The 15,875-nt window shown below is 55.5% G+C and carries 16 protein-coding genes and 1 pseudogene; 7 read left to right on the plus strand and 10 right to left on the minus strand.

What is annotated here, in order from left to right; all coding sequences use genetic code 11:
• Positions 1-4: 4 nt before the first annotated feature.
• Positions 5-1,648: an ABC1 kinase family protein gene (locus B347_RS0100725; protein WP_019407809.1), complete on the minus strand. Its 1,644-nt coding sequence runs from the start codon at positions 1,646-1,648 to the stop codon at positions 5-7.
• A gap of 184 nt (positions 1,649-1,832) precedes the next feature.
• Between B347_RS0100725 and B347_RS0100730 the strand changes: the two genes are divergently transcribed.
• Both B347_RS0100730 and B347_RS0100735 read left to right on the plus strand, forming a co-directional pair.
• Positions 1,833-3,218, plus strand: coding sequence for a nucleobase:cation symporter-2 family protein (locus tag B347_RS0100730; protein WP_019407810.1), 1,386 nt, complete (start codon positions 1,833-1,835; stop codon positions 3,216-3,218).
• A gap of 155 nt (positions 3,219-3,373) precedes the next feature.
• A complete protein-coding gene (locus B347_RS0100735) occupies positions 3,374-3,634 on the plus strand; it encodes a helix-turn-helix domain-containing protein (protein ID WP_019407811.1) in 261 nt (86 codons plus the stop codon).
• Positions 3,635-3,643: 9 nt separating this feature from the next.
• On the opposite strand, the pseudogene B347_RS26805 reads toward B347_RS0100735, so the two are convergent.
• Positions 3,644-3,864, minus strand: a pseudogene (locus B347_RS26805) (hypothetical protein); the annotation flags it as partial.
• A gap of 163 nt (positions 3,865-4,027) precedes the next feature.
• Here B347_RS26805 and B347_RS0100745 point away from each other — a divergent pair.
• Positions 4,028-4,363: a DUF6388 family protein gene (locus B347_RS0100745; RefSeq protein WP_026013914.1), complete on the plus strand. Its 336-nt coding sequence runs from the start codon at positions 4,028-4,030 to the stop codon at positions 4,361-4,363.
• Positions 4,364-4,378: 15 nt separating this feature from the next.
• On the opposite strand, the gene B347_RS0100750 is transcribed toward B347_RS0100745, so the two are convergent.
• Genes B347_RS0100750 through B347_RS0100770 form a run of 5 tightly spaced genes read right to left on the minus strand, consistent with a single transcriptional unit; the run spans position 4,379 to position 9,134 of the window.
• Positions 4,379-4,984, minus strand: a complete 606-nt coding sequence (locus B347_RS0100750) for an ATP-binding cassette domain-containing protein (RefSeq protein WP_019407814.1) — start codon at positions 4,982-4,984, stop codon at positions 4,379-4,381.
• On the minus strand, positions 4,977-5,783 hold the full coding sequence (locus tag B347_RS0100755; RefSeq protein WP_019407815.1) for an ATP-binding cassette domain-containing protein: 807 nt from the start codon (positions 5,781-5,783) through the stop codon (positions 4,977-4,979). Before B347_RS0100755 ends, B347_RS0100750 begins: the two co-directional genes overlap by 8 nt.
• Positions 5,783-6,589, minus strand: coding sequence for an ABC transporter permease (locus tag B347_RS0100760; protein WP_019407816.1), 807 nt, complete (start codon positions 6,587-6,589; stop codon positions 5,783-5,785). Before B347_RS0100760 ends, B347_RS0100755 begins: the two co-directional genes overlap by 1 nt.
• Positions 6,586-7,554 carry an ABC transporter permease gene (locus B347_RS0100765; RefSeq protein WP_019407817.1) on the minus strand — a complete coding sequence of 323 codons (969 nt, stop codon included), beginning with the start codon at positions 7,552-7,554 and terminating at the stop codon, positions 6,586-6,588. The genes B347_RS0100760 and B347_RS0100765 overlap by 4 nt, the downstream gene beginning before the upstream one ends.
• Positions 7,554-9,134 carry an ABC transporter substrate-binding protein gene (locus B347_RS0100770; protein ID WP_019407818.1) on the minus strand — a complete coding sequence of 527 codons (1,581 nt, stop codon included), beginning with the start codon at positions 9,132-9,134 and terminating at the stop codon, positions 7,554-7,556. The genes B347_RS0100765 and B347_RS0100770 overlap by 1 nt, the downstream gene beginning before the upstream one ends.
• A gap of 273 nt (positions 9,135-9,407) precedes the next feature.
• Here B347_RS0100770 and B347_RS0100775 point away from each other — a divergent pair, with 273 nt between their 5' ends.
• Positions 9,408-9,899 (plus strand): hypothetical protein, encoded by a 492-nt coding sequence (locus B347_RS0100775; RefSeq protein WP_019407819.1) that lies wholly within the window; start codon positions 9,408-9,410, stop codon positions 9,897-9,899.
• Here the strand turns inward: B347_RS0100775 and B347_RS0100780 are convergent.
• Together B347_RS0100780 and B347_RS0100785 are read right to left on the minus strand one after the other, a co-directional pair.
• Positions 9,871-10,653, minus strand: a complete 783-nt coding sequence (locus tag B347_RS0100780) for an HNH endonuclease (RefSeq protein WP_019407820.1) — start codon at positions 10,651-10,653, stop codon at positions 9,871-9,873. The two genes, B347_RS0100775 and B347_RS0100780, sit on opposite strands and share 29 nt — an antisense overlap.
• A 101-nt stretch (positions 10,654-10,754) precedes the next feature.
• A complete protein-coding gene (locus B347_RS0100785) occupies positions 10,755-11,645 on the minus strand; it encodes a DMT family transporter (RefSeq protein WP_019407821.1) in 891 nt (296 codons plus the stop codon).
• 131 nt (positions 11,646-11,776) lie between these two features.
• Between B347_RS0100785 and B347_RS0100790 the strand changes: the two genes are divergently transcribed.
• Positions 11,777-12,214 carry an Lrp/AsnC family transcriptional regulator gene (locus B347_RS0100790; RefSeq protein ID WP_019407822.1) on the plus strand — a complete coding sequence of 146 codons (438 nt, stop codon included), beginning with the start codon at positions 11,777-11,779 and terminating at the stop codon, positions 12,212-12,214.
• Positions 12,215-12,236: 22 nt separating this feature from the next.
• Here B347_RS0100790 and B347_RS0100795 read toward each other — a convergent pair whose 3' ends face one another.
• On the minus strand, positions 12,237-13,568 hold the full coding sequence (locus B347_RS0100795; RefSeq protein ID WP_019407823.1) for a PLP-dependent aminotransferase family protein: 1,332 nt from the start codon (positions 13,566-13,568) through the stop codon (positions 12,237-12,239).
• A gap of 98 nt (positions 13,569-13,666) precedes the next feature.
• On the opposite strand from B347_RS0100795, the gene B347_RS0100800 reads away from it, so the two are divergent.
• Positions 13,667-14,563 (plus strand): DMT family transporter, encoded by an 897-nt coding sequence (locus B347_RS0100800; RefSeq protein WP_019407824.1) that lies wholly within the window; start codon positions 13,667-13,669, stop codon positions 14,561-14,563.
• Between the two features lie 478 nt (positions 14,564-15,041).
• The gene (locus B347_RS0100805) at positions 15,042-15,848 is read left to right on the plus strand and encodes a lipopolysaccharide biosynthesis protein (protein WP_050997480.1); all 807 of its coding nucleotides are present in this window, start codon (positions 15,042-15,044) and stop codon (positions 15,846-15,848) included.
• The last annotated feature ends 27 nt before the right edge of the window (positions 15,849-15,875 follow it).

The raw sequence follows: 15,875 nt of genomic DNA on the forward strand, positions 1-15,875 counted from the left end.
GCTTTTACGATCCTTTAAACAGGCTCCACAAAAACGCCAGCAAACCTCCCAACGTGGCAATCCCGGCCAACCAACCGACTGCCGACAAGCCTTGCCACACGGGTCCGGCGGCAGCGATTTGCGGACCGAAGGCGATCAGCAGCGCGCTGATCAGCAACGCCAGCGACAATCGGGTCGATGCCAGTCGCAAGGAGCGCTCCAAACGCTCCAGCCCCGGCATGTCAACCTTAAGGTCGAGCACCCCATGCTTTAGCCTGTGCACCATCAAGCGCGTCAGTTTGGGCAAGTCTGCCAAAACCCCTTGCCCCACTTGCAGACCCTCAATGCCTAAGCGCTTGGCGGCGTTCCAGTCGAACTGCTCACGCAGCATTTTCTCGACCGCAGGCTTGGCCGTCGCCACCAGGTCAAGGTCAGGATCCAGTTGGGTCAACACGCCATCAGCGGTGATTAACGCTTTGAACAACACCAATAAATCTGCTGGCAATGACAGGCGGTAATCACGAATCAACCCCAGGAAATCGGTGATCAAGGCGCTCATTTTCAAAGGCCCGCCCGTTTGGCGCGCCATGTATTCGCGGGCGGCCTGTTCGATAAGGGACACGTCTTGCACCCGCTCGCCGCTCCAGTCGATCAATACGCCAATCAGTGTCTCAGTGCTGCCTTCGGTCAAGGCCCGCATAAAGTTCATGACCTCAAGACGACGACGTTCATCGAGGCGCCCGACCATGCCGAAGTCAATAAAGCCCACACGGTTATCGCTCATTGCCCGCAAGTTGCCGGGGTGTGGGTCACCATGAAACAGGCCATCTTCAAGCAACATTTTGATAAACGCCTGCGCCCCGCGCTTGGCCAGTAGGCTCGGGTCCAAGCCTTGAGCAATCAAGGGGTCACGTGACAGCGGCGTATAACTTGGCAAAAAAGCCTGTACCAGCAAGCGCTGACTGCTGAAAGCCCAATAAATAGTGGGGATCACGATATGCGGTGTTTGCGCGAAGTTGCGTGCGACGCTGTCGCAGTTTTGCCCTTCCTGAGTGAAGTCCAGCTCTTCGAGCATCGCTCGGGCCAACTGCCGGACCATCTGACGCGGCTGATACAGCGCCAGCGCCTCGTTCTGCTCAACCAATTGGGCCAAGCTTTCAAGCAACTGCAAGTCGGCGGTCATTTGTCGGCGCAAGCCGGGTCGCTGGACTTTGACCACCACCGCTTCGCCGCTGAGCAGGCGCGCACGATACACCTGAGCCATCGATGCGGCCGCCAAAGGCTGGGTGTCGAATTCGGCAAACGCCTGATCCAGCTCGCAGCCCAAATCGTCCAGCACCTGCGCCTCCAGTTCAGCCCACGGCAAGGTCGCGGCCTGACTGTGCAAGGCTTGCAGCTCATCCACCCACTGCGGCGATAAGATGTCACTGCGGCTCGCCAGTATTTGCCCACACTTAATAAACGTCGGTCCCAGTGTTTCCAGCGCCATCCGCACCCGCTGCGGGGTAGAGGCAGGCAGCGACTCGCCGGGCTCGACATCCACCCCGGCCAGCAAGCGCCCCAAACCCAGCCGGACTAACACGTCTTGTGCGCCAAAGCGCACCAAGGTCGCCACAATTTGCTGCAGCCGGCGGTGATGTTTCAAGGCGGTCCAAGTGGGTTCAAGCATCAATAACATCCTTTTTAAGTACTGCAGCGTGACCGTTCGAGCCTTTAACTGCGACAGCAGCGAGCCTTAATCATTCGATTGATTTAAGTTCGCGTGCGGTCACAACGAAAGCCCGTGCAAGCAAACACTGTGCGTGATGGCCTAACACCAGTAGAATCGCGCTCTTTTTTCCAGGGCGCTCGCCATGACCTCTCCCAACACACCGCATGAAGCCGAGTCCCAGACCAGCGAACTGGTCTTTGGCCTTGAAGACCGTCCCAAGCCGTGGATCGGCTTTCTGGCAGCGCTGCAACACTTGCTGGCCATCATTGTGCCAATCGTCACGCCTGGTCTGCTGATTTGCCAAGCGCTCGGCGTGTCGAGCCGCGACACCAATATGATCGTGTCCATGTCGCTGGTGATTTCCGGCATCGCCACCTTTGTTCAGTGCAAGCGTTTCGGCCCTTTCGGCGCAGGGCTGTTAATTGTGCAGGGCACAAGTTTCAACTTTGTCGGCCCGTTGATCGCAGGCGGCGCGTTGATGGTCAAACAAGGCACGCCGGTTGAAGGTGTGATGGCGGCGATTTTCGGCGTGGTGATTGCAGGCTCGTTTGTCGAGATGGGCATCTCGCGGGTCTTGCCGTTTGTAAAACGCATGATCACCCCATTAGTCACCGGGATCGTGGTGCTGATGATTGGCCTGACGCTGATTAAAGTCGGCCTAATCAGCATGGGCGGCGGTTTCAGCGCCATGGCCAACGGCACCTTTGCCAACGGCGAAAACCTTATGCTGTCTGGCCTAGTGCTGGCGATTATCGTGGTCCTCAACCGTATCCCGCTGGTTTGGATGCGCAGTTGCGCAATCGTCATCGCCTTAGCCGTCGGCTACGCGCTCGCGGGCTATCTGGGCCGCCTAGACTTCACCGGCATGCATCAAGCTGAAGTGTTCCAGGTGCCAATGCCCCTGCACTTTGGTTTGGGTTTCTCGTGGGCCTTGTTCATTCCCATGTTGGTGATTTACCTGGTGACCTCCCTGGAAGCGATTGGCGATGTGACCGCCACCAGCAAGGTGTCGCGCCAGCCAGTTGAAGGCCCGGTGTGGATGCAGCGCATTAAGGGCGGCGTATTGGTCAACGGTGCCAACTCGTTACTGGCCGGCGTATTCAATACCTTCCCAAGCTCGATCTTTGCCCAGAACAACGGCGTGATTCAGCTGACCGCAATTGCCAGCCGTCATATCGGTGTCTGGATTGCTGGCATGTTGATTCTGCTGGGCCTGTTCCCAAGTGTGGCCGGTGCGATCCAAGCGGTGCCTGAGCCAGTGCTGGGCGGTGCAGCCATGGTGATGTTCGGCGCGGTTGCTGCCTCGGGGATCAATATTCTGGCCAGCATTCACCTTGACCGCCGCGCGCTGCTGATTATTGCCGTGTCGCTGGCCTTGGGTCTCGGCGTGTCCCAAGTGCCTGAGTTCCTGGCACACATGCCCGCAGCCTTGCGTAATGTGCTGGAGTCCGGCGTGGCCACAGGCGGCATCTGCGCCCTGCTGCTGAACTGGTTCCTACCAGAAACAGAGAAAAGCCCAGCTCTATAAACGTTGCTGGCGGGCAGGATTGCGACACCGCATCCTGCCCGCCTCACAGTAAGCGTCCTACATCTTCATGGACGTTTATGAAGCCCGCCCTTCCCCTATCCCACTACTTGAATTAATCTTTTTCGTGACCCTTTTGGTTGTCTTGAGCTACAGCTATGAGCACATACGGATCACGATTAAGACAAGAACGCCTGCGCCTTAAATTGACGCAAGCGCTTTTCGCGACAGCGGGTGGCGTTGGGCGCTACGCACAAAGTTGTTATGAGCGGGACCTGAGTTTGCCCCGTGCAGATTACTTGGCAGCCATCACACAGATCGGCGTCGATGTGCTGTACATCGTCACGAAGCGCCAAACCTTGCATTTAACCGAACAATTGGAGGCATCTTCGAGTAATGGCGAGTTCTCCGAAAACTAGCCTGCACCTTTAAGCATGCACCCAACGCCGGTGCAGACTGCGCGCGCATGTGTCCAAGGCAAAGCCGAGCAGACCCATCAAAACCATGGCCGTCAACTCGAAACAGGCCAGAAGCTCGCGCGTGGCCAGAATGAAGTCGCCCAGACCTGTGCTCCCGCTGAGCATTCGTAGGTCAGGAGCACCGCGGCAAACGTCAGCAAAAAGTAGATCGGTTTAGCGCCCACGCCCATGGGTGAACCACCCGTAATGGCGGGGCGATTGGCAGATAACTATTACGTACGGGCGCATCCAGCTCGGCAGCGGCCACTGATCGCAAACAGCACGCGCGACGCTGAACCCTTTGCTGCGCAAGGTCTACGCTGTGCTTATCCCTTACTGAATATGGAGATCTATGTGACCGAACCTGGCACTCATCATCAAAAAGCCCTTGATCGTTTTCTTGGCGAACACCCGGAACTGGCTGTTGAACTTGAAAAATTAAATCCATTGGCCGCCCGCGCAGTAGGCCAGTCAATACAGGAATATCGACAAGAGTACTTGAACGAAGCCTTTGAGGCAGAAGCTGAGCGGTTGGGCTTTTTCGCGTGGGAACTCACGCTGCAATTGACCACGGAAACAGCCGAAGAATTCGAGGTAAAACGCCTTGAAGTCCACCGTGAGGTGGCACAAATGGCCGGGATGGAGTGGGCCGAGTATTGCGATTTGTACGGCCTTGAATATCACGTCTAAAAAGCCCTGAACCTCCTACAGGGCTATTTCCCGTTGTGGCGTCCAGATGTTTGAACAGACTTTGTCCAGCAACGCCGAGTTATGGCTAAACACAATCAGCCCCAGCTCACGGCGCTGGACTTCTTCCAGCAATACTTGCCACACCTGTGCCTGCAAGTGCGCGTCCAACTGGGCCGTAACTTCGTCTGCAATCAGGTAACGCGTGCGCGGATCTAGCGCTCTGAGCAACGCGATACGCGCCAATTCACCCCCCGACAGTTCGTCCGGGCGTCGCAACAGCCAGCTCGGATTCACCGCCAAGCGCTCAAGCCATACGGGGGCCGGCGACCACGCATCACGCAGGCTGTCACCTGTGGTGCGGTAAGGGTTGAAGGTGAGTTCGGGATGTTGCGGCACCAGTTGAATCGGGCAATACCCTTTCTTCGGCAGCGATCTTCCATCAACGGTGATACTGCCCGCTGTTGCCGCCTGCCATTGCGCCAGCACGCGGCCCAAGGTGGTTTTGCCAAAGCCGCTGGGCGCTGAAATACCCTGGCGCTCGCCTGCCCGGACCTGAAACGAGACAGAATCCCACAAGCGTCGGCCGTCTTGCACGATGGTTAATTGCCGAACATCAAGCATAGAGCGGACTCTCAACGCAGGGAACTCGCCGCGTAAAGAACTGCTGTTCAGGCAAGGCCGCCCACAGTGACTGTAGCCATGGGCTGCCGCCATGTTCGCGCAGTTCCTGGGCGCTTAGCGTTTCGTGCAATTGACCTTGATGCAGCACAGCGATTTTGTCGGCAAAACGCGCAGCCAGTGCCAGGTCGTGGGTCACCCACAAGATCCCCCGCCCTTGCGCGCAGAAGCCCTTGAGATGGGTCAACAGTTGGCTGGCATGTTCATCGTCCAGCCAGGAAGTCACCTCATCCGCCAAAATGTAACGCGCGTGGGTCAAAGCCGCGCAACTGGCCAGTACGCGCTTGGCCATGCCACCCGACAGTTTGAGCGGAAACTCATTCACCACTTCAGGCTGCAAGTTGTACCTTTCGAGCTGTTGTGCAACATCGCTCAATCCTAGCGTTGCCCCGCTGAGCTGCGCCGCTCGCATCAGTTGTGGCCCTACTTTAATCAGAGGGTTCAAGGCGCTGACACCTTGCGGCACATAGCACAGGCTTTTGCCGCGTTGGTCGACCTTGCCCGCCTCACCCAATAGTTGGCCGTCAAGCACAATGTCGCCATGACAACGCATGTTGTCGGGCAATAGACCCAAGGTACTTTGCAGCAGCAAGCTCTTGCCCTCGCCGCTGGAACCCACTAGAGCAACCAACTCGCCGGGATGAACCTCAAGGGAAATATTGCTTAACAACGAATGCCAGGTTTTATGGCCCAGCCAGTGGTAGTGAGCGATATCGATGGCAAATTGGTCGAACTTCAGCATCAAGTCATCCTTATCCACAGTTGCTGCAAAGCCCGGGCGAATTGGTCGAAAACCAGTACCAGACCAACCAGAATCAACCCCGGGAAAAACGCCAACCACCAGGCGCCACTGCTCAAATAACGCAGCGCGTCTGCCAGCAACAACCCGAGTGACGGATCATGCGGCGCTAATCCAAAGCCCAAAAAGCTCAGTGCCGCTGAGTGCAGCACTGCGTGCGGAAACATCAATAACGTGCCAACGATCCATTGCGGCAACAGCAGCGGCAACAAGTGATGGCGCCAGCGATAAAACGCAGAGTTGCCCAGCCGATGAGACAGCATCACAAAATCAGTCTCGCGAATGCGCTGGATTTCAGCCCGCAAAATCAGCGCCAGACGTGGCCAATGGGTCAGCGCCACCGCCAAAATCACGCCCTGCTTACCGCCGCCCAAGGTGAAACAAATCAGGACCAGCAACAACAAGTGTGGCAACGCCAGCAGGCTGTCGATTAACCCGCGAATCAGGTAGTCCAGGGTTTTGTTGACGGAGCACAGGCTGGCCGCCAGCATCGCCAGCACCCCACTGCTCAGAGCCGCCGTGAGGCCGATTTGCAAGCTGGTGGTCATGCCTTGAAAACAGCGCAGCCACAGGTCACGTCCCAGGCTGTCAGTGCCAAACCAAAACGTTTCAGAGGGCGCCTGACGCCGCGCCAGCAAGTCCATCGGAATGTCGACGCCAGACACCGAAAAGCCGTAGGCAATCAAGACCAGCAACAGCAGCAACGAGAGGCACAGCCTTAGCAAAGCGCGATTAGGGTCGTAGGTCATGATGTACGTACCGCCCCACGGTTGAGGCGCAGCAACAACGCGTTGGCAATGCTGTTGCCGGTAAACACCAACACCGCGCAAAACATCACAATGCCCATCAACAGCGGAATATCGCCCCGCAGCCCGGCATCAATCGTGGCCTGCCCCAACCCCGGATAAGCAAAGACTTTTTCAGCCAGCAATGAGCCGCCCAGCAATTCCCCCACCGATGCAAATTGCAGGCACAGCGCAGGCGTGACGGCGTGGCGCAAAATATGGAAGTTGATCAGCGGCCAGCCTTTGTCGCCTTGGGCTTTGGCGTATCGAATGAACTCGCTGTTCATCACCTCTGCGACCCGAGCGCGGGTGTGTAAGGCGATGTTGCCCACCCCCAGCATGCCCAGCGCCAGCATCGGCAAAATAAGGTGATGCAGCTTATCGCCCCACGTGGCGGTTTGAGCATCGTTGCCTGGGGTCCAGGCGCAACAAATAGGGGCCCAGTTCAGGGTGACGGCAAACAGCGAGAGCAACAGCAGGCCGATCCAGAATGTCGGTAAAGAAGACAGTACATAGGACACCACTGATATCAGCCGATCAGGCCACCGATTGAGATAACGCCCGGCGGCCAGCCCCATCGCCAACCCGACAACCCCGGAAAACAGCCACGCCGAACACAGCAGCGCAAACGAGGTGGCGAAACGTTCGCCAATCACGTCAGAAACCGGCGCGTTGTACAGCATCGAATAGCCTAAGTCGCCCTGCAACATTTGGCCAAACCAGTGAAGGAAGCGTTCCCACAACGGTAAATCCAGGCCCCAGCGTGCCGCAATTAGCGGGTACTGCTCAGGCGGTACGTGCAATAAATCGTTACCGATATAGGCCCGAATCGGGTCCACCGGAGAAAAGCTGAGCAAGGTAAAGGTGCCCGCCGCCGTAACCAGCAGCACGCACAACAAGCGCACTATAAAGAGTGCGAACCCGCGCATCACTGGCAGGTCCACTTCCAGCCATCGAGGCTATTCAATAGCGACCAGGAGCCGTGGATTTCCGGCGCCCCTGTGCCTAGGTCGATGCACGCATCGGCCAGATAGGTGTGTTGTACGTTGAGCAGCCAAGCCCAGGCGGCATCGCCTTTTACCCCAACCCCGGTTTTACCGTCCCACTCCACTTGCTGCCAGAACGGCACGGCCTGTTGCCAGGTCGGCGCATCCAGCGCTTGCTGCAAATGCTGATCAACCACAGGGTTCTGGTAATACCCAGGGTTGTAGTACTCAACACCCGCGGCCTTGCTGCTGTAGTGATGATAAAGCTCCATAGGGTCAAGGCTGCCCCAGCCGAACAGGGTTGGGTTGGCGTGCATGTTGCGCTCGACGGTTTCCCAACTGCCCGACTTGAGGTCCACGTCAATGCCAATCGGCTTGAGCATCGAACGCACCGCCTGGGCCAAATCACGGCGCGTCGCATCGCCACTGGCGTACCAAAGCGTCACTTTTGCGGGCAGACCATTTTTCTCACGCACACCACTGGCCGTTTCAACCCAGCCTGCATCATCCAAAATCTGCTTGGCCTTGGCCACATCGCCATCCTTGAAGGCCGCATCTGGGTTATCCCACGGCAACCCCTGCACCCCGGTGAAGGCCGGGATCGCATGCCCTTCAAGAATTTGATCCGCCAGCAGTTGGCGATTAATTGCGTAGTTGATTGCCTTGCGGATCGCGCCATCCGAGGTCACATCGTTACCAATCGGATTACCCTGTGCGTCTTTTTTACCTGACACGGTGGTAGGCAACACAATCCCACGGTTTTCAACGCTGGGTCGCACCCACAACTTCATCCCCGCCGCCGGTGTAACAGCCAGCGACGGCGCAATCCGCACGATGCCTAATTGCTTGCTTTGAGCGGCCGCGAAGGCGCTGTCCTCGTCAAGGAACACAAAAACCAGCGTGTCGAAATCATTTTTATGGCCCGCGTAAAAAGGATTGGCTTCAACAATCAATTGCTGGCCCGGCTGATAACTGACCAGCCGATATGGCCCGGCACCAATCGGCTTTTGCGCGTAAGTTTTGGCGTCGTACTTGTCTGCAGAAACAATACCCAGCGAACCGAGCACGTTGACGAACGTGCTTTGCGGTGCCTTGAGTTGGATACGCACGGTGAGCGGGTCAACCTCCTCGGCTTTCAGGAAATTGCCCATGTCGACCTTGCCACCACTGGCCGCCGCATTGTTATAGGTGTATGCCACGTCCTTGGCGGTCAGGGGCGAACCGTCAGAGAATTTAAGGTCGGGTTTGAGCTTCAAGGTCCAGGTTTTGCCATCGTCACTGGTCTGATAATCGCTGAGCAGAAAACCGCTCCAGGACAAGTCTTCGTTCTGCCTTAGCAACGGACTGTGTAACAGCAGATAACTGCCATGGCTCCAGCCGAGCATAGGGTCAAAACCCTCAGTGGGTTCATCACCAATGGCCAGTTTCAGCGTACGTTCCTGCGCCGAATACACAGGCGCTGCGAGCACACTCAACAAAGCCGCGGCCACTAGGGTGTTGCGCATCCATGCAGGCTTTGACATCCATCCTCCTGAAAATAACCAGCCTCTGCGAGGCGCGTGCGTCCATCTACGGGCTCATCAGTAATAGCAGCCGGGGTTTAAATATCCAATTATCCATCTGATTTTTTTAGTATTTCCCGCCCCCTCCGCATCACTCAGTAACACTTTTTTACGCCAAATCCTCTATAGATTGGCTCCTAACTCGACCGGACAAGGCTCATGTCAAGGCTTGTGCTATACCCATAGTTATAATTTCTGAGCTACAGCAAACCGCCCTTACTGACAGAGGTCCGCATGTTCAAAGGATTCGCAACTTCAGCAAAAGAAAAAACCGCGCACGACATCAACGGCCTACCGTCCAACAACATAGAACTGTTCGACAGCTATACCGGCTTAATACTGGGCCGCCTGTACCGCAACTTCCCGCTGCCTATGACCCTTAGCGGGGAACACTTCATCGACTACAAAGGCGTGGAAGCCAGCAACCGCGAGGCCCTGGAAAAAGAAGAAAATCTGTTCATGGCCACCCTCAAATGGCTGGCCGACGTCGGTTACATCCACTTCGACGGAATGTCAGGTGTTTCGTTTTTTGAAGTCGTTCTCACCAGCAACGGGCTGCTGATATTGCGCGCCTTTGCCGAAGGCAATGACGGCACTCTCACCATTGGCGAAAAGCTTTCGCACTGCGCCCAGGGTGAAAACACACAGGAGTTGAGCGCACTGGTGATACAAGCGTTGAATCTGGGAAGCCAGATAATCAGTCCGATGACGCGGTCTGGGATTTAAACCACGTGCATTGATCAGCGTGCCACTGAAGGGCTTCAACACTGGGCCTAGCGGATGCCGGTGTAGGCGTAATCAGTGGCAGGCCTTGGTACTGTGCATAGTCCGAACCGCTCAGTGCCGGCGCAAGCTGAATGAGCTGTGTGCTGGGCTCAATGGCTATCAAGTACAAATCGAACAACGTATGAAGATCGGCACGCAGCAGCAAGCCGTTCGATACCACATGCGTGTGCTGCCCTTTATAGGGATGAATATGCGCAGCCTCTAGCACCTCAGCCTGATTACATCCTGTAATCGAGCACCTCGTGTCATAAGCAGCCAATAGTTTCTTGCGAAACGCAGCCTGACCCCGTCGACGGACCAGGCTCGCGACGACTCGTTTACGAGCATCTACAACGTCTTTGGGATCAAATACATTGTGGTGTTCTGCTTCGGCTTCAGCGACTTCAAGTTCACGTGCGACCGTGTTGCCCAAAGTTTGCATTTCGATCATTTCAACAAGCTGAGCCTTAATGGCCGAACCAATATTTTTTTGGGGTTTTAGGCCTACAACCCACTCAAGGCCACTTTCCTCGTATATCGCAGAGATATTTTGCATTCTCCGCTCGAAGGCTCCCGCTTTACGGCCAAAACGTTCTGCTAGTCCACGATAAATGTGCGTCTTAACACACTTGATTCCCCTCGCCTGTTTTTCCAACATTTCGTGGTAGGCCTGTACGGAAGCCTCAAGCTCTTCATTACCCCAACCGTCTGACATGACCCCGTCCCTATGATCTGCGCCTAAGCACGAAAGTAGGGAAATTTACCCGATCAAGTAAGAGACAAGAAATCGATACGACGGAAATTTAAAAAAACACGCTAAATAACTACCCGCCTCCACCCAAACCGCCACCCCAACTGTATCCCTGCTGCTGCCAGCAATATCGCCGCAACCCCCACCCATTGCTGCATTTCAAGGCGATGCCCGAACGCAAACCAATCAACGAATATCGCAGCAATCGGGTAGATGAAAGTCAGCGCACCGAACAAAGCTGTAGGCAGTTTCTGGATTGCGCCGTAGAGAAGTACGTACATCACGCCAGTGTGAACCACTCCAAGTGTGACTAAAGAACCCCATGCCTGTACGCCACTGGGTAACTCGCTGAAGTTGGCCATAGGGGCCAGCAGCAAGACACCGGTGCTGACCTGGATCAGGGCGATCAGGTGGGGAGGCACGCCTTTGAGCCGTTTGATGATCAAGGCTGCCACGGCGTACATCAGTGCAGCTCCCAATGCTAGGGCGATGCCCTGAAGGTAGGCACTTCCACTCTCGCCTTGCTCGGTGTGGGCGCTGACGATAGCCAGCATTCCAACGAAAGAAACGGCCAGCCATGCCAGTTTTGGCACGGTGATTTTTTCACCCAGAAACAGCGCCGTCAGGCCTATCAATAGGAACGGCTGAACGTTGTAGACTGCGGTGCTGATAGCAATAGAGGCCCGCGAGAAGGACGCAAACAGCATCACCCAGTTGGCAACGATGGCGACACCGCTGAGCATAATCAGTAAAAAAGTGTGCCGGGTTAATAACCCAGGCCGCAGAAAGCCCATCAGTGCACAGATCACCAGTAAGGTCAACGCACCGAACGCACAGCGCCAAAAAACCACGTCCGGGACTGCCTGCCCGGAGACTAGAACGAACCAGCCGATCGTGCCGGAAATCAGCATGGCGGCGACCATTTCCAGCGAACCATGTTGCGTCGACTTATCCATAAATGCTCCCGGTTATGTAGGAAACAGTATGGCTATGTCGTCAGACACCGCGCCATAATCCGCAAAAGGCAAACGGGCGGGTGCGCCTTTACTGTTGAGGCATTTTGCCTATTTTGCCTAAGGAGCGAGAAATGACTGACGAGATTGATCAGCTGTTGATTGGCGCATTGATGGAAGACTCCCGTAAGTCCTTGAAGGCGCTCGCGGCCCTAAGCGGTTTATCGTCACCCAGCGTCGCGGAGCGGATACGCAAGCTTGAAGAACGTGAGGTGATCAAGGGTTATACCGTGGAAGTGGACCCCAAGGCATTTGGCTATCAATTGCAGGCCATTATTCGGATTCGTCCGCTGCCCGGACAGTTGCAGGAAGTGGAGCGTCAGATCCAGAACATTCCTCAGTTCACCGAGTGCGACAAGGTGACAGGTGAAGACTGTTTTATCGCCCGTCTGTGTGTGCGCTCGATTGAGCAATTAGACACTCTGCTTGACAACTTGAATGCGTACGCCGAAACCAATACCGCCATCATTAAGAAGAGCCCGGTGAAGCGCCGCTTGCCCCCGATGGCGTAAGCGCACACTCGCGTTCCATGCCCTACGAATACGCGTCTACCACCCACTTAACCTTCGCCAGCCCCTCACGCAGGGACTCCATGTCAACCGACCCCAGCGCCAGCCGGATGGCGCGCGGCACATGAATCGATGTGGCGAACGGCTGCGCGGACGAGACCGAAACCTGTTCGCGCATCAGTGCCATCACCACTTGCTCGGGCCTGGCATCGTCTGACAAAGGCAGCCAGACAAAGTAGGAAAATGGATGACGCACAGTCTGCAGCCCTGCCAATAACTCATCAGCGATGATCTGTCTGGCGTGTGCGTCTTTGCGCTTTTGCACCTCCAGCCGCCCCACGGTTCCATCGTCCAGCCACGCGCTGGTGATCGAGGTCATGACGCCGGGCGTATTCCAAGCGGTCACGCGAATGACGCGCTCCAAGGCAGCGATCATATGAGCGGGGGCAGCGATGTAACCGACCCGCAAGCCAGCGGCCACACTTTTAGATAATCCGGACACGTACAACGTGCGTTCTGGTGCCAGCTCCGCAATCGGAGACGGTGGATTTTCTACAAGGAAGGCGTAGGCAGCATCCTCAATAATCTGAAGGTCATGCCTGCGCGCAATCGACACCAACTGCTGACGTTGCTCAATGTCCATCACCCAACCCAGCGGGTTATGCAAGGTCGGCATGCTGTACACCGCGCGGACCGAGCGGCTGCGACAGAGGTTTTCGAGAGCATCGAGATCGGGGCCTCGGTCAGTGGTTGGTACAGGCAGCACTTCCAGGTGCAGTGTTTGCGCAAGCGCCTTGAACCCCGGGTAGCTCAACGCATCAACGGCCACAACATCGCCTGGTTTTAACAGCGCCATCAGCACTACCGTCAACCCATGCTGTGCGCCGTTAACGATCAATACTTGCTCAGCAGGAATGTTCAAGCCCCGCGTCAAAAAGTGCCGCGCCACTGAGGCTCGGTCATGCAGGCGTCCGCCATGGGGCTGATAGCGCAACAACGACTCTAAGTCGCCGGACAACGCCAGTTGGCGCAAGGCCGTTCGCAACAAATCGGCCTGCCCCGGCACAGACGGATAGTTGTAATTGAGGTCCAGCATGCCTGCCGTCACGTCTGGCTGGTCGATCCCGTGCCCCGGCGGCAGCGACGTTTCCCTGACAAAAGTACCGCGTCCGGTCTCGCCGCTGACCAGGCCCATGGCCTCAAGTTCTGAATACACCCGGCTTGCTGTCACCAATGCCAACCCTTCTGTCGCTGCCAGTTGACGATGTGTTGGCAGGCGTGTGCCCGGCAGCAATCGTCCTGAGCGGATGTCCGCGGCAAACCTATCAACCAACAACTTGTATCGGGAACGAGGCATAGAAGGATGTATCCATGACAATATTTTGATTGTCATCAATCTTCAGCCATAGCATGAGCGCAATGCAATCCTGCCATTAGCCTTGAGCGTGAGACCCGATGGAACGTACCTCCAGCCTGCACACCCAATCGACGGAGAAAAATCTTGCCGGTTGGATCAATGGTTTTATCGGGGTGGTGATATTCAGCGCGTCATTGCCCGCAACACGCGTGGCGGTGATGGCGTTTAACCCGGTTTTCCTGACCGTTGCACGGGCCTCTAGCGCTGGCCTTCTGGCGTTGTGCATTTTGTTGCTGCTGAGGGCCAAACGTCCGAATAAAAGCCAGCTTGTGCCACTGTTGATCGTGGCAGTTGGCGTGGTCGTGGGGTTCCCATTGCTAACGGCATTAGCCCTGCAACACGTGACCTCCGCACACTCCATCGTCTTCCTCGGCATGCTGCCGCTTTCGACGGCAGCCTTTGGTGTGCTACGCGGCGGGGAGCGTCCGCGTCCGGCGTTTTGGCTTTTCTCAATCTTGGGCAGCGCGCTGGTGGTAGCGTTTGCCCTGTCTCAAGGCCTGACTGCCTCGCCAAAGGGTGACATCCTGATGCTTCTGGCGATTCTGGTGTGCGGCCTGGGTTATGCCGAAGGCGCAAAACTGTCCAGAACATTGGGCGGCTGGCAGGTTATTTGTTGGGCGCTGGTACTGTCGTTACCCGTCACAGCAACACTGGCTGTGATGTTAGCGCCCCCCACCTTTGCAGGTATTAGCCTGCCTGCGTGGTTTAGCCTGGCTTATATCTCACTCTTCAGCATGCTGATCGGTTTCTTCTTCTGGTACCGCGGACTGGCCCAAGGGGGCATTGCCGCCGTGGGGCAACTGCAACTCCTACAGCCCTTTTTTGGATTGGCCTTAGCAGCGACCTTTCTCCATGAAACCGTGACTGCCGGCATGTTTGGCATCACTGGTGCGGTGATCGTATGTGTGATTGCGGCTAAGAGATTTGCACGGTAAAGAAAAAGTTAAAGAACAGCGCAGCCAAGTTAAATAACGTTATAAAAAAGTCAGCAACTATGCAGTGGCGTTCAAACGACAACACGGCGCACGTTCATTTAGCAAAACACGCTTGTTAATACATTGCCCATAAACAGCGCACCCATCAATAGCCCTTGTCTCATCAGTCATGATCTAACGCGTGTGGGCAGTTACCTCATCACATTCAAAAAGGGGGATTTATTAAGTAATGTTAAGAAAAGCCACATTTCTTAACATTTGTAAAAAGCCTAGATAAGTCTTCTGGAACAGCGAGGGCTGCCACCTATGATGTGATGCTCAGTATGTGGCACAGATGAATCCTACCTATATCCAGGCTAACTGACAGAATCTTCATAAATACAGTCCGTTTCCTACACATATAATGGACATACCCTACATATGGCTTGCGCATATGGGAGTACCGTTTTTCAGTTTCCGCTCCCGAGGGCTGAAAGCCATGAGCACTGTCAATAAATGCTTACCCTTCCCGGAAACTGTTCCCTCAGACCTTTCGGAATGCCGAGATATTGCAGAAGGCGCTGTGTTTATCATTGCGTCTGGAGCATCGGCCAAAGACTTCCCTTTATGTGAGTTCCAGCACGTACCGATGATTGTGGTAAATGGCGCAATTTCGATGTTTCTGAACACGCCTGTCAGCCCTTATTTTTACGTGTGCACCGATTCAGGTTTCTTTACCCAGCAAACCCGGTTATTCCACGCAGCATTGGCGAAAAGCCAGAGAGTCGTGCTGCGAGAAGACTACGCGCAGCACAATATTCCGCTAGCTACGGGTGAGTTTTACGCCTTGAAAAAAGCGCCTAAAGCTACCTGGAAAGACCTGTTTTCAGGTGCTCCCTCCAACCTAATACGCCGCTCAAAATTCTATAAAGGTCGAAATAGCACTATTGGCTTCAGCAAGGATTTACGCGAGGGGTATTTCGATGCTCGGACGGTCGCCTACCTCGCTTTACAAGTTGCGTTCCATGCAGGCTTCAACAAGGTATTTATGGTCGGCGTAGACTTATGCCCTGAAACAGGGCGTTTCTATGAAACCGTCGAGTCTGCAAAATCGCCGTGCGTGCTGGATGAACATTTGGAATCCCGTATTATCCCTTCATTTGAGTTAATGGCCGAGAAAGTGATAAACCCTGAATTCAGTGTCTATAACTTGTCTACTATCTCCAAGTTACCCAGCAGCATAATCCCTTACATCTCCATTGAAGAGGTTAAAACACTAGTCCCTGCGAAAGCGCTTGATCATTAATACATAGCCAGCGCGCAGGTAATTAAC

It is taken from the genome of Pseudomonas psychrophila HA-4 (genome assembly GCF_000282975.1).
GTDB classification, from domain to species: Bacteria; Pseudomonadota; Gammaproteobacteria; order Pseudomonadales; family Pseudomonadaceae; genus Aquipseudomonas; species Aquipseudomonas psychrophila_A.

What these genes read in the sequence shown, in the direction of transcription:
- B347_RS0100750 (WP_019407814.1), bottom strand. Translation starts at nt 4,984, where the DNA reads ATGCTTGATGTTCGGCAATTAACCATCGTGCAAGACGGCCGACGCTTG.
- B347_RS0100785 (WP_019407821.1), bottom strand. Translation starts at nt 11,645, where the DNA reads ATGGATAAGTCGACGCAACATGGTTCGCTGGAAATGGTCGCCGCCATG.
- B347_RS0100805 (WP_050997480.1), top strand. Translation starts at nt 15,042, where the DNA reads ATGAGCACTGTCAATAAATGCTTACCCTTCCCGGAAACTGTTCCCTCA.
- B347_RS0100780 (WP_019407820.1), bottom strand. Translation starts at nt 10,653, where the DNA reads ATGTCAGACGGTTGGGGTAATGAAGAGCTTGAGGCTTCCGTACAGGCC.
- B347_RS0100725 (WP_019407809.1), bottom strand. Translation starts at nt 1,648, where the DNA reads ATGCTTGAACCCACTTGGACCGCCTTGAAACATCACCGCCGGCTGCAG.
- B347_RS0100735 (WP_019407811.1), top strand. Translation starts at nt 3,374, where the DNA reads ATGAGCACATACGGATCACGATTAAGACAAGAACGCCTGCGCCTTAAA.
- B347_RS0100795 (WP_019407823.1), bottom strand. Translation starts at nt 13,568, where the DNA reads ATGCCTCGTTCCCGATACAAGTTGTTGGTTGATAGGTTTGCCGCGGAC.
- B347_RS0100800 (WP_019407824.1), top strand. Translation starts at nt 13,667, where the DNA reads ATGGAACGTACCTCCAGCCTGCACACCCAATCGACGGAGAAAAATCTT.
- B347_RS0100755 (WP_019407815.1), bottom strand. Translation starts at nt 5,783, where the DNA reads ATGCTGAAGTTCGACCAATTTGCCATCGATATCGCTCACTACCACTGG.
- B347_RS0100775 (WP_019407819.1), top strand. Translation starts at nt 9,408, where the DNA reads ATGTTCAAAGGATTCGCAACTTCAGCAAAAGAAAAAACCGCGCACGAC.
- B347_RS0100730 (WP_019407810.1), top strand. Translation starts at nt 1,833, where the DNA reads ATGACCTCTCCCAACACACCGCATGAAGCCGAGTCCCAGACCAGCGAA.
- B347_RS0100765 (WP_019407817.1), bottom strand. Translation starts at nt 7,554, where the DNA reads ATGCGCGGGTTCGCACTCTTTATAGTGCGCTTGTTGTGCGTGCTGCTG.
- B347_RS0100770 (WP_019407818.1), bottom strand. Translation starts at nt 9,134, where the DNA reads ATGTCAAAGCCTGCATGGATGCGCAACACCCTAGTGGCCGCGGCTTTG.
- B347_RS0100790 (WP_019407822.1), top strand. Translation starts at nt 11,777, where the DNA reads ATGACTGACGAGATTGATCAGCTGTTGATTGGCGCATTGATGGAAGAC.
- B347_RS0100760 (WP_019407816.1), bottom strand. Translation starts at nt 6,589, where the DNA reads ATGACCTACGACCCTAATCGCGCTTTGCTAAGGCTGTGCCTCTCGTTG.